The following is a 12,855-nucleotide window of genomic DNA, read 5'->3' as shown; positions in this document are numbered from 1 at the left end:
GCGTTTTCCCTTATTTTTGTACTACGATATTTTCCTGCGAAGGATCAACATGCTGTAACTGCAGTTTTTCCGTTGCGATCCGTTCAACCCGGCTGTGATCGCCGAGCGCGTTTTCTTCAAGGATCAGATTTCGCCATTCAATATCCAGCGCATCGCGTTCCAGTACCATCTGTTCGCGCTGCGCAGTTAACAAACGGGTATGGTGAGCGGTGGTTACCACCATGACTGCCGTCACAATGATGCAAATGAACAAGCAGAGTGGCAGCTTCCCAAACCGCAAAAGATCGTCGCCGATCACGCCAGGCAAGGCATGGCGCTCGTTGCTTCCTAACGATCCCTTAACTTTGCTTAGGGTCTCTGTCACTCTGCTGATCATGCGTTCGTCCTCTCTGCAATACGCAGCACTGAACTACGGGCACGTGGATTCTCTGCCACCTCTTCTTCGCCCGGCATCAACTTGCCTAATGCTCGCAACTGACGGCCTCCCAGCTTTCTGAGTTGTTCTTCCGTCATCGGCAGCCCAGCTGGAACCTGCGGACCGCGGCTCTGTTCACGCATAAAGCGCTTAACGATGCGATCTTCCAGCGAATGGAAGCTGATGATGGATAACCGCCCACCCGGGGCCAGCACGTCGAGCGAGCTTTTTAGCGCCAGCTCTATTTCCTCCAGTTCACTGTTTACCCAGATACGAACCGCCTGGAAGGTACGGGTCGCAGGATGTTTGTGCTTGTCCTTCACTGGCGTTGCCGCCGCGATGACTTCTGCCAGCTCTTTGGTACGGGTCATTGGCTCAACGCGGTTGCGCTCCACGATGGCGCGCGCAATACGTTTGCCAAAGCGTTCTTCGCCGAAGGTTTTGATCACCCAGGCAATATCCGCTTCGTCAGCAGTTTGTAACCACTCGGCGGCAGACTGGCCGCGGGTGGGGTCCATACGCATATCCAGCGGACCGTCGCGCATAAAGGAGAAGCCGCGTTCTGCATCATCAAGCTGTGGTGAAGAGACACCAAGATCGAGGAGGATCCCGTCGATTTTGCCGGTCAGACCGCGCTCGGCGACATAATCCGCAAGCGCAGAGAAAGGTCCATGCACGATGGAAAAGCGAGGGTCATCGATGGTTTGCGCAACGGCAATCGCCTGCGGATCGCGGTCAATTGCCAGCAGGCGCCCTTCCGCTCCAAGCTGAGAGAGGATCAAACGCGAGTGGCCACCGCGACCAAAAGTGCCATCAATATAGATGCCATCTGGACGAATATTCAGGCCGTTAACGGCCTCATCCAGCAGCACCGTTGTATGTTTATAATTTTCCATCATATTTATAGAGACAAGTCCTGCAGCCGTTCCGATAATGTTGCGGAATCAGACTGCTCAGCGTCGATATCTTCCTTGACCTGTTGATACCAGGTCGTTTCGTCCCACAGTTCAAACTTGTTGAACTGCCCGACCAGCATCACTTCTTTAGTCAGACCGGCATGTTGCCGCAACACAGGCGCAATCAATAATCGCCCGGCGCTATCCATCTGACATTCACTGGCATGTCCCAATAACAACCGCTGTACGCGGCGTTCCTGCGGGTTCATGCTCGACAGTCGCGACAGCTTTTGCTCAATGATTTCCCATTCAGGCAAAGGATAAAGCAGCAGGCAGGGGGAGTTGATGTCAATGGTGCAAACCAGTTGACCCGAAGCGTTCTCAATCAGCTGGTCACGGTATCGGGTTGGTACCGATAAACGCCCTTTGCTGTCGAGATTGACTAACGTTGCTCCACGGAACATGCCAGCCTCACCCCTCCTCACCACTTTAACCCACAAATTCCCACCTGAAGGAGTTTACGGAGCGAGGGAAAAGCTTGTCAAGCCAGGACTCTCTCTGTACGGACCCGAAAGCATCCTATTTACAGAGCAAGAGTGACCTGGCTAATAACTAAACAACTGGCGAGGCAAAATTAACGTTATGAATATTTGTAAGAAAAAAACCGAATATGCACACGAGCGTTAAGACTCACTCAATATCATCGCAGGGAAATATAAAGTGTCAGTTTGCGACGCGGGCAGCATTTTAAGGCATATCGCCGGGGGATAACAGCACCAGTTTAATCCCGAGGCAATATGGATTCGTTCGTGTGCATTGAGGCCTGGAGGGAGAGTGAAAAATGGCTGAATATTCATCGGCTGGCGCCTGTTTGTAACAAAACAATACAAAGAAATGTCAGTCAAAAATTTATAATTGTGCTTTTTAACACCAAAATGGATTCAGAAAAATAGCAGGCTATGAATCTTAGAGATAAATCCTAATTTTTATCCGGGAATTATTTATCGCAATAAATTCGCCGCAAAAGGGGCAGTTATACCGCCCCTGTGGAAATATTAATGGCGGCTCAAAATTCCTCGCCGATAGAGATTACGTTTGATACGCGTAAGCCCGGGTTTAGGCTTGCGGGGTTCATCCAGGCTTGCCAGAACAATCTCCAGCACGCGCTCGGCGACGTCGCGGTGACGCTGAGCCACGGCCAGCACTGGGCATTGCAGGAAGTCGAGCAGTTCGTTATCACCGAAGGTAGCAATCGCCAGATCGGATGGCAGCTTGCCATCGCGACGTAACGTCACGTCCATCACTCCCTGCAACAGAGCAAACGAGGTGGTAAACAACGCCTGCGGCATCGGGTGCGTTTCCAGCCATTTCTCGAACAGCTGGGCAGCCGCTTCGCGCTCATAACTGTTGGCATAGAGATAATGAACGTCACGCGGATCGTCTTTCCATGCCGTACGGAACCCTTGTTCACGCAGGAAGCTTACCGAAAGTTCAGGCAAAGCGCCAAGATACAGCACCGTTTCAGCCGGGAAGGTACGCAGCTCGGCAGCCAGCATTTCTGCATCGTCCTGATCGGCACCCACGACGCTGGTGAAATGTTCACGATCGAGCGCACGATCCAGCGCCACTATCGGGAACGGATCGTTCGCCCAGCGCTGATAGAACGGATGCTCGGGTGGTAAAGAGGTCGACACGATGATGGCATCAACCTGACGTTGCAGCAGATGCTCAATGCAGCGCATCTCGTTGTCGGGCTGATCCTCGGAGCAGGCAATCAACAGCTGATAGCCCCGCTGACGAGCCTGACGTTCCAGATAGTTGGCGATGCGGGTATAGCTGGTGTTTTCCAGGTCCGGGATCACCAGGCCAATAGAGCGGGTGCGCCCGGCACGTAAACCTGCGGCGACAGCATTCGGATGGTAATTATGCTCACGAACGACTGCCATCACTTTCTCAACGGTCTTATCGCTGACACGATACTGCTTTGCTTTACCGTTAATCACATAGCTGGCCGTGGTTCTCGACACGCCGGCGAGCCGGGCGATTTCATCCAGTTTCACAATTGCCCCTCAAAAAAAGAAAAGAGTCCATGGCCCTGTCAAGGTTATGGTTAAATATTTTAACATCTAAACGCAGAATAGCCTTCACGGCAACCGCTTTTGTCTGCGTTGTCGGCGGATTACGCAAAAAAAAGCCCGGCTTTGGCTACCGGGCTGAAAGAGGCGAACCTATTGCGCTACTCACGCATGATTTTATCGCCGCGCGAGAGGCCAACAACGCCAGAGCGCGCAACTTCAACAATTTTTGCCACATCCCTGACAGAGGCCAGGAAAGCGTCCAGCTTATCGCTCGTTCCGGCAAGCTGGACAGTATATATAGAAGGCGTGACGTCAATAATCTGCCCACGGAAAATATCCGTGTTGCGCTTGACCTCTTCACGGCCGTAACCGCTGGCCTGAATTTTCACCAGCATCACTTCACGTTCGACGTAAGCCCCCTGCCCCAGCTCGCTGACGCGCAGTACGTCCACCAGCTTGTGCAATTGCTTTTCGATCTGCTCAAGCACTTTCGCATCGCCGACAGTCTGGATCGTCATGCGCGAGAGCGTAGGGTCATCGGTCGGTGCCACGGTCAGGCTTTCAATGTTATAGCCGCGCTGGGCAAAGAGCCCAATAACCCGCGACAGTGCGCCCGACTCATTTTCCAGTAATACAGATAATATCCGGCGCATATCAGGTTCTCTCCGTTTTGCTTAACCACATTTCATCCATACCACCGCCACGAATATGCATCGGATAAACGTGCTCTGTGCCATCGACGATAACGTCCATGAAGACGAGGCGATTGTTTTTAACGTGCTCAAGCGCTTCGCCGAGCTTCGCTTCCAGCTCTGACGGATCGGTTACCCGCATGCCAATATGACCATAGGCTTCAGCCAGACGGACAAAGTCCGGAAGTGATTTCATATAGGACTGGGAGTGACGGCCCGAATAAATCATATCCTGCCACTGTTTTACCATGCCGAGGTAACCGTTATTCAGGTTCAGCACCAGCACTGGCAGTTCATATTGCAGCGCAGTGGAAAGTTCCTGAATATTCATCTGTATACTGCCGTCACCCGTTACGCAGATAACCGTTTCGTTTGGCAACGCCAGCTTTACCCCCAGCGCGGCGGGCAAACCAAAGCCCATCGTGCCGAGCCCGCCTGAGTTGATCCAGCGACGCGGTTTATCAAACGGGTAATACAGCGCAGCAAACATCTGATGCTGGCCCACGTCAGAAGTGACATACGCATCGCCATTGGTCAGACGCCAGATCGTCTCGATCACCGCCTGCGGTTTGATGTTCTCACTTTGCGTGTCGTATTTAAGGCACTGACGGCCACGCCATTGCTCGATTTGTTGCCACCAGTCGCGGATCTCGTCCAGCGGTTGAGAGGCGGTCTCCTGCGCCAGCAGATCCAACATTTGGTCCAGCACCTGTCGTGCGTCTCCCACGATCGGCACATCCGCCGGCACCGTTTTAGAGATAGAAGTAGGATCGATATCAATGTGCAGCACCGTCGCATTCGGGCAGTATTTCGCCAGGTTGTTCGTGGTGCGATCGTCAAAACGCACGCCGACGGCAAAAATCACGTCAGAATTGTGCATCGTCATATTGGCTTCGTAGGTGCCGTGCATACCCAGCATGCCCAGCGCCTGCCGATGCGTGGCAGGGAACGCCCCCAGCCCCATCAGTGATGACGCGACAGGAAGATTAAGCTTCTCGATCAGTTCGCGTAGTTGCGTTTCGCAGGCTGCATTGACGGCGCCTCCCCCCACATAGACCACCGGTTTTTTCGCAGCCAGCAGCGTTTGAAGCGCACGTTTAATCTGTCCTTTGTGCCCTTGCGTGGTCGGATTATACGAACGCATGCTCACCGACTCAGGCCAAAGGTAAGGCAGTTTATTCCCCGGATTGAGAATATCTTTTGGCAGATCGACAACCACTGGCCCAGGACGACCGCTGGCGGCCAGCCAGAAGGCTTTTTTCAGTACGCCCGGGATATCTTCAGTTTGTTTAACCAGAAAGCTGTGCTTCACCACGGGGCGTGAGATCCCCACCATGTCGCACTCCTGAAACGCATCATAGCCAATCAGCGACGTCGCCACCTGTCCGGAAAGAATGACCAGTGGAATAGAGTCCATATACGCAGTCGCTATGCCAGTAATGGCATTGGTCGCCCCCGGCCCGGAAGTGACCAGCACAACACCCACTTCGCCCGTGGCGCGGGCCAGGCCGTCAGCCATATGCACAGCAGCCTGTTCATGACGAACCAGAACATGATCAATACCGCCTACCGTGTGCAGCGCGTCATAAATATCGAGAACCGCGCCTCCGGGATAGCCGAACACTTGTTTCACGCCCTGATCGATAAGCGATCGGACGACCATTTCCGCGCCAGACAACATCTCCATGCTTTGCCTCCAGGCTTTTGTTATAGACGGTCTACAGAATTCATTTCCGCGCCGTCTTCTGACAGGGTAAACCCATCTTATAATGTGCAGAGTGATGGATACCTTAACCGCTCGTTATGAGGCAGGCAATTAGCAAACGGGATGCGGGAATGAGCAATAAAAGCAGAAAAAACAGCTGACAGACATGAATATGGTGAATTCGTCTGGTATGAGTGGAGACAATAATAATTCATCTCTTAAAAAGAGGATGGATCAGGAAATCATCTATTTTTGAGCATGCATAAGTAACTGAAAAAATTAACACAGCACAAAATATCGCCAGTTTTAAAAACCGCAGAATAAACCGCATGACGCCATGCGGTTTATTCACCAGAACCTAGCGACGGCAAATATTGATCAGCAGCTCTTCCATCCACTGATGCCCTTTATCCCGACCCGCAGCCTCATGCCAGGAAAGATAACAGGTCCGGCTATTAAGCTTGAGCGGCAGAGGTAAAATTTGCAGATTCAGTGAATCGGAGAACTCTTCAGCAAGCCAGCGCGGCGCAATAGCGACTAACTGCGTCTGAGAAACGACATTTAATACACTGACCATGGCCATTCCCTGATAAGCCACGCAGGCTTGTTTATCGGCGGTGTCATACCACGGCTGACTGAATGAGGCATATCTGTCAAGAGCAACAACGGCGTGTTGCTCACTGTAAACATCGCTTTCACGCAGCGGCGAATTCATACGGGGATGTTTTTTACTGGCGACTAACACCATTTCGTCTTTGAACAACGGAACACAGGCAAACTCTGGACGGCGGAACTCTTCGTATCCCAGAACAAACTCTGTTTCCTGATAACGAAGCTGGTGTTCAGTGTTTTGATTTAATGATGATTTAAAAACGAGATGAATATTTGGGGCGATCTGTTCAACTTTATTATATATAACAGACGTCAAATAATTATCTAACGGACTGCAAACACAGAGATGGAAAACCCGCTCACTGCTTAAGGGTTCAAAGCCCGAACCGGGAAGTTCATTTTGAACTAGCTGTAGCGCCTGACGAATCGAACCGAATAGCTGGAATGCACGCGCTGTGGGCTGAATTCCCCTCCCATAACGAACGAATAACTCGTCGTTAAACATCACCTTAAGTCTGGCTACGGCATTACTCACGGCAGGCTGAGACATTCCCAGAGATTGCGCTGCTCGCGTAATATTCTGCTCCTGCATCACTGCATCGAATACAGTTAACAAGTTAAGATCCACTGTGCGTAACTGAGGCTTAACCCCATCATAAGTCTGTGGTTGGTTAATATTATTTTCTGGCATTTCTGACTCCACCGTCACGCTAAATTCCCTTTGCCCAGGTACAGTAATAACTTCGAAAAATATGATTTACCATGCATATACAACAAGCGAAAGGAAATTATTTAAAATTCGGAATATATAAAGAGCCCCATTCACCGAGCGGCTTTACGCACCCCATAAATGAAGAGTTAAAAATCGTTCAAAAGATATCTCAAACTTTATTGTGAGCATGAAACCATAAACCAGACAAATACACAATCAACGCTCTCATTAATAATGACTTAAGAGTTATTAAACTATTAATAGTATACAACGCATATTCATTAACAAATTGATATCAATTTTGATAACTTACTTACCCGTAAATCATTCATGAAGTTTATAAATCAATGATATGAAACACATTCCATTTCATAGCATGTTGGTGAAAATAGTATGTTCAATTGCTACCAATTATATTCAAATTATTCCAGAGATGAATCCCCAGTCCAATAATAGACAATAAAATCGGTTAGCCACGCAAAAACCAGCACAATTAGCTAATGTATTCTCCCTGCGTTGGGTCCCCGTTTTGTCGGGGAGGGGTTGACATGAGTCGGCGTATCCAGTACCACTAAAAGCCTATCGCATTCACCTGGAGCAGGATTCATGATTCGCACCCTTCGTTTCACCGGTCTACTACTACTAAACGCATCCACTGTGCGCGGTAGACTGGCGGGCGAAATTCAGCGTTGAATCGTCTTCAGTAAAACTAAAAACCCGCGCCACTGCGCGGGTTTTTTTATGCTCGTAGCAAGGCGCCCTAAGACTGACAAGGACCTAACCCATGAGCCAGCAAGTCGTTATTTTCGATACTACTTTACGTGACGGTGAACAGGCATTACAGGCGAGCCTGAGTGTTAAAGAAAAACTGCAAATTGCGCTGGCCCTGGAACGCATGGGTGTAGACGTAATGGAGGTCGGTTTTCCTGTCTCCTCGCCGGGTGATTTTGAGTCAGTGCAGACCATCGCCCGCACCATCAAAAACAGCCGCGTGTGCGCTCTGGCTCGCTGCGTTGAGAAAGATATCGATGTGGCCGCGGAATCCCTGAAAGTTGCAGAAGCTTTCCGTATCCATACTTTTATTGCCACCTCCCCCATGCACATTGCAACCAAGTTGCGCAGCACGCTGGATGAAGTGATCGAACGTGCGGTGTATATGGTTAAACGGGCGCGTAACTACACTGACGACGTGGAATTTTCCTGTGAAGATGCAGGCCGCACGCCGATTGACGATTTGGCCCGTGTTGTGGAAGCCGCTATTAATGCCGGAGCCAGAACCATCAACATCCCGGATACCGTCGGCTACACCATGCCGTTTGAGTTTGCCAACATCATTACCGGTCTGTATGACCGCGTACCAAATATTGATAAAGCCATTATCTCTGTACACACCCACGATGACCTGGGTCTGGCCGTTGGCAATGCTATCGCGGCGGTGCACGCCGGCGCGCGTCAGGTAGAAGGCGCGATGAACGGCATCGGCGAACGCGCAGGCAACTGTTCGCTGGAAGAAGTGATCATGGCGATCAAAGTGCGCAAAGACATCATGGACGTGCACACACGCATCAATCACAACGAAATCTGGCGCACCAGCCAGACCGTCAGCCAGATTTGCAACATGCCGATCCCGGCCAACAAAGCGATTGTCGGTACGGGCGCGTTCGCTCACTCTTCCGGTATCCACCAGGATGGGGTGCTGAAGAACCGTGAAAACTACGAAATCATGACTCCGGAATCCATCGGTCTGAACCAGGTTCAGTTGAACCTGACCTCACGCTCTGGTCGCGCGGCAGTGAAGCACCGTATGGAAGAGATGGGCTACAAGGACAGCGATTACAACATGGATCAGCTGTACGACGCCTTCCTGAAGCTGGCGGACAAGAAGGGCCAGGTGTTCGATTACGATCTGGAAGCGCTGGCATTCATCAACAAACAGCAGGAAGAGCCAGAGCACTTCCGTCTGGACTACTTCAACGTCCAGTCCGGCTCAAGCGACATCGCCACCGCCTCCGTTAAGCTGGCCTGCGGGGATGAAATTAAAGCGGAAGCCGCCAACGGCAACGGCCCTGTGGATGCCATTTACCAGGCGATTAACCGCGTCACTGAGTACGACGTAGAGCTGGTGAAATACGACCTGACGGCTAAAGGGCACGGTAAAGACGCCCTGGGTCAGGTGGATATCGTCGTCAATTATAACGGTCGCCGCTTCCACGGTGTGGGTCTGGCGACAGATATCGTCGAATCCTCCGCGAAAGCGATGGTGCATGTCCTGAACAACATCTGGCGCGCCGCCGAAGTCGAAAAAGAGTTGCAACGCAAAGCTCAGAATAAAGAGAACAACAAGGAAACCGTGTGATGTCGAAGAATTACCATATTGCTGTGTTGCCGGGTGACGGTATTGGCCCGGAAGTGATGGCACAGGCGCTGAAAGTACTGGAAGCCGTTCGTTCGCGTTTTGCGATGAAAATTACCACCAGCCACTACGATGTGGGCGGTATTGCAATTGATAACCACGGTACGCCATTGCCGAAAGCCACTGTGGAAGGCTGTGAAAATGCCGATGCCGTGCTGTTTGGCTCCGTGGGCGGCCCTAAGTGGGAACATTTGCCGCCAGCAGAGCAGCCGGAGCGCGGTGCGCTGCTGCCGCTGCGTAAACATTTCAAACTGTTCAGCAACCTGCGTCCGGCGAAGCTGTACCCGGGGCTGGAAGAGTTCTGCCCGCTGCGCGCGGATATCGCGGCCAACGGTTTCGACATTCTCTGCGTGCGTGAGCTGACCGGCGGCATCTACTTCGGTCAGCCAAAAGGTCGCGAAGGCAGCGGTCAGCATGAGAAAGCGTTTGATACCGAGGTCTATCACCGTTTTGAAATTGAACGTATCGCCCATATCGCGTTTGAGTCAGCGCGCAAACGCCGCCGTAAAGTGACCTCGATTGATAAAGCGAACGTGCTCCAGTCTTCCATTTTGTGGCGCGAAATCGTCAGTGAAGTCGCTAAGCAGTACCCGGACGTTGCGCTGTCGCATATGTATATCGACAACGCAACGATGCAGCTGATCAAAGATCCGTCTCAGTTTGACGTGTTGCTGTGCTCCAACCTGTTCGGCGATATTCTCTCGGATGAATGCGCCATGATCACTGGCTCCATGGGCATGCTGCCCTCGGCCAGCCTGAACGAAGAAGGCTTTGGCCTGTACGAACCGGCGGGGGGCTCCGCGCCGGATATCGCAGGCAAAAACATCGCCAACCCGATTGCGCAGATCCTCTCCCTGGCTCTGCTGCTGCGCTACAGCCTGGATGCAGGCGATGCAGCAACCGCAATTGAAAACGCCATTAACCGGGCGTTAGAAGAAGGCGTCCGTACCGGTGATTTAGCACGCGGCACGGCGGCAGTCAGTACCGATGAAATGGGCGACATCATTGCCCGCTATGTCGCTGAAGGGGTGTAATCATGGCTAAGACGTTATATGAGAAGTTGTTTGATGCGCACGTTGTTTACGAGACGCCAGACGAAACCCCACTGTTGTACATCGACCGTCATCTGGTACACGAAGTGACGTCTCCTCAGGCATTTGACGGCCTGCGTGCGCACAAGCGCCCGGTGCGTCAGCCGGGTAAAACCTTTGCCACGATGGATCACAACGTTTCCACCCAGACCAAAGACATTAATGCATCTGGCGAGATGGCGCGTATCCAGATGCAGGAGCTGATTAAGAACTGTAACGAGTTTGGCGTGGAGCTGTACGATCTGAACCACCCCTATCAGGGCATCGTCCACGTAATGGGGCCTGAACAGGGTATTACTCTGCCGGGCATGACCATTGTCTGCGGCGACTCCCACACCGCGACGCACGGCGCATTTGGCGCCCTGGCGTTCGGGATTGGCACCTCTGAAGTGGAACACGTTCTGGCGACGCAGACCCTGAAGCAGGGCCGCGCCAAAACCATGAAGATTGAAGTGAAGGGGAAAGCCGCGCCGGGTATCACCGCGAAAGATATCGTGCTGGCGATTATCGGCAAAACCGGCAGTGCAGGCGGTACCGGTCACGTCGTTGAGTTCTGCGGCGACGCTATCCAGGCGCTGAGCATGGAAGGTCGTATGACCCTGTGCAACATGGCCATTGAGATGGGTGCCAAAGCAGGCCTGGTGGCCCCAGACGACACCACCTTCAACTATGTGAAGGGGCGTCTTCATGCGCCGAAAGGACAGAATTTTGACGACGCGGTAGCGTACTGGAAAACCCTGAAAACGGACGAGGGGGCAATTTTTGATACCGTTGTGACGTTGCAGGCGGAAGAGATCGCCCCGCAAGTCACCTGGGGCACCAACCCGGGCCAGGTCATTTCCGTCAACGACAGCATTCCTGACCCGGCTTCCTTCACCGATCCGGTCGAGCGCGCGAGTGCGGAAAAGGCGCTGGCTTACATGGGGTTGAAACCCGGCGTACCGCTGACCGACGTGAGCATTGATAAAGTGTTCATCGGCTCCTGCACTAACTCCCGTATCGAAGATTTACGCGCTGCGGCAGAAATTGCAAAAGGCCGCAAAGTGGCACCGGGCGTGCAGGCGCTGGTTGTGCCGGGCTCCGGTCCGGTGAAAGCCCAGGCGGAAGCGGAAGGTCTGGATAAGATCTTTATCGAAGCAGGCTTCGAGTGGCGCCTGCCCGGCTGCTCCATGTGTCTGGCGATGAACAACGACCGCCTGAATCCGGGCGAGCGCTGTGCCTCCACCAGCAACCGTAACTTTGAAGGCCGTCAGGGCCGCGGTGGGCGCACCCACCTGGTCAGCCCGGCAATGGCCGCCGCTGCGGCAGTCACCGGTCATTTCGCCGATATTCGCAGCCTGAAATAAGGAGACAATCATGGCAGAGAAATTTACCCAACATACGGGCCGTGTTGTCCCGCTGGACGCCGCTAATGTCGATACTGACGCGATCATTCCTAAACAGTTTTTGCAGAAAGTGACGCGCACGGGTTTTGGGGCGCATCTGTTCAACGACTGGCGCTTCCTCGACGATAAAGGCGAAGTGCCGAACCCGGAATTCGTCCTGAACTTTCAGGAATACAAAGGCGCCTCCATTTTGCTGGCGCGGGAAAACTTTGGCTGCGGATCGTCGCGTGAACACGCGCCATGGGCATTGACCGACTACGGTTTTAAAGTGGTTATCGCCCCAAGCTTCGCGGATATCTTCTACGGCAACAGCTTCAACAACCAGCTGCTGCCGGTGACGCTGAGTGACGAACAGGTCGATGAATTGTTTGCGCTGGTGCAGGCAAATCCGGGGATGTCGTTTGAAGTGGATCTGGAAGCAGAAGTGGTGAAAGCCGGTGACAAGACCTACAGCTTTAGCATTGATGCGTTCCGTCGCCACTGCATGCTGAACGGTCTGGATAGCATTGGCCTGACGCTGCAGCACGAAGAGGCTATCTCCACCTACGAGAAAAAACAGCCTGCGTTTATGGGCTAAAGGCAATGGCCCGCAGGGCGCGGGCCATTGATAAGGGTGCGTTGAGGCGTAACCACTCTGGAGAGGCGGGGAAAAACCCCGCCAATACCGCTAACGTTTTGCTTCGTAAGCCAACACTGCCGCCAGCTCTGTTTTCTCCTGTCTGAAGTGCAGCTCACACAGCGAGTCACGCACCATCCAGGTGAAGATCAACAACGTCGTACAGATCAGAAACAAACCTAACAGCAGAGTACGTTTTGGCATTCCAGCCTCCTTATTGCTTTTCGGCAATGAAGAGAC

Annotated in this window: 13 protein-coding genes; 5 read left to right on the top strand and 8 right to left on the bottom strand. The window is 52.6% G+C overall.

Annotated elements, in window-relative coordinates:
* Nucleotides 1-10: 10 nt before the first annotated feature.
* From ftsL to leuO, 7 genes are all read right to left on the bottom strand, one after another.
* On the bottom strand, nt 11-376 hold the full coding sequence (gene ftsL / locus ACQG11_RS13280) for a cell division protein FtsL (RefSeq protein WP_003856363.1): 366 nt from the start codon (nt 374-376) through the stop codon (nt 11-13).
* Nucleotides 373-1,314 (bottom strand): 16S rRNA (cytosine(1402)-N(4))-methyltransferase RsmH, encoded by a 942-nt coding sequence (gene rsmH, locus ACQG11_RS13275; RefSeq protein WP_003856366.1) that lies wholly within the window; start codon nt 1,312-1,314, stop codon nt 373-375. The genes ftsL and rsmH overlap by 4 nt, the downstream gene beginning before the upstream one ends.
* A 2-nt stretch (nt 1,315-1,316) precedes the next feature.
* Nucleotides 1,317-1,775, bottom strand: a complete 459-nt coding sequence (mraZ, locus tag ACQG11_RS13270) for a division/cell wall cluster transcriptional repressor MraZ (protein WP_014830641.1) — start codon at nt 1,773-1,775, stop codon at nt 1,317-1,319.
* 591 nt (nt 1,776-2,366) lie between these two features.
* A complete protein-coding gene (cra, locus tag ACQG11_RS13265) occupies nt 2,367-3,371 on the bottom strand; it encodes a catabolite repressor/activator (protein ID WP_003856369.1) in 1,005 nt (334 codons plus the stop codon).
* A 176-nt stretch (nt 3,372-3,547) separates the two neighbouring features.
* A complete protein-coding gene (ilvN, locus tag ACQG11_RS13260) occupies nt 3,548-4,042 on the bottom strand; it encodes an acetolactate synthase small subunit (protein WP_001252742.1) in 495 nt (164 codons plus the stop codon).
* A gap of 1 nt (nt 4,043) precedes the next feature.
* Entirely contained in the window at nt 4,044-5,768 is a 1,725-nt protein-coding gene (ilvI, locus tag ACQG11_RS13255) for an acetolactate synthase 3 large subunit (protein WP_023299318.1), read from the bottom strand.
* 376 nt (nt 5,769-6,144) lie between these two features.
* Nucleotides 6,145-7,089 carry a transcriptional regulator LeuO gene (leuO, locus tag ACQG11_RS13250; protein ID WP_038415328.1) on the bottom strand — a complete coding sequence of 315 codons (945 nt, stop codon included), beginning with the start codon at nt 7,087-7,089 and terminating at the stop codon, nt 6,145-6,147.
* 627 nt (nt 7,090-7,716) lie between these two features.
* Between leuO and leuL the strand changes: the two genes are divergently transcribed.
* The 5 genes from leuL to leuD all read left to right on the top strand — a co-directional run bounded on the left by leuL (nt 7,717) and on the right by leuD (nt 12,576).
* A complete protein-coding gene (gene leuL / locus ACQG11_RS13245; protein WP_057979999.1) occupies nt 7,717-7,803 on the top strand; it encodes a leu operon leader peptide in 87 nt (28 codons plus the stop codon).
* Nucleotides 7,804-7,894: 91 nt separating this feature from the next.
* Nucleotides 7,895-9,466 carry a 2-isopropylmalate synthase gene (gene leuA / locus ACQG11_RS13240; RefSeq protein WP_022647035.1) on the top strand — a complete coding sequence of 524 codons (1,572 nt, stop codon included), beginning with the start codon at nt 7,895-7,897 and terminating at the stop codon, nt 9,464-9,466.
* A complete protein-coding gene (leuB, locus tag ACQG11_RS13235; RefSeq protein ID WP_022647034.1) occupies nt 9,466-10,557 on the top strand; it encodes a 3-isopropylmalate dehydrogenase in 1,092 nt (363 codons plus the stop codon). The genes leuA and leuB overlap by 1 nt, the downstream gene beginning before the upstream one ends.
* 2 nt (nt 10,558-10,559) lie before the next feature.
* Nucleotides 10,560-11,960 carry a 3-isopropylmalate dehydratase large subunit gene (gene leuC, locus ACQG11_RS13230; protein WP_426728426.1) on the top strand — a complete coding sequence of 467 codons (1,401 nt, stop codon included), beginning with the start codon at nt 10,560-10,562 and terminating at the stop codon, nt 11,958-11,960.
* A gap of 10 nt (nt 11,961-11,970) precedes the next feature.
* Nucleotides 11,971-12,576 (top strand): 3-isopropylmalate dehydratase small subunit, encoded by a 606-nt coding sequence (gene leuD / locus ACQG11_RS13225; protein WP_023299315.1) that lies wholly within the window; start codon nt 11,971-11,973, stop codon nt 12,574-12,576.
* A 90-nt stretch (nt 12,577-12,666) separates the two neighbouring features.
* Here leuD and ACQG11_RS13220 read toward each other — a convergent pair whose 3' ends face one another.
* Nucleotides 12,667-12,819, bottom strand: a complete 153-nt coding sequence (locus ACQG11_RS13220) for a Hok/Gef family protein (protein ID WP_010427008.1) — start codon at nt 12,817-12,819, stop codon at nt 12,667-12,669.
* Between the last annotated feature and the right edge of the window lie 36 nt (nt 12,820-12,855).

It is taken from the genome of Enterobacter cloacae complex sp. 372C4 (assembly GCF_050030615.1).
In the GTDB taxonomy this organism is placed as follows: domain Bacteria; phylum Pseudomonadota; class Gammaproteobacteria; order Enterobacterales; family Enterobacteriaceae; genus Enterobacter; species Enterobacter intestinihominis.
This window is presented reverse-complemented; position numbering and strand designations above follow the sequence as displayed.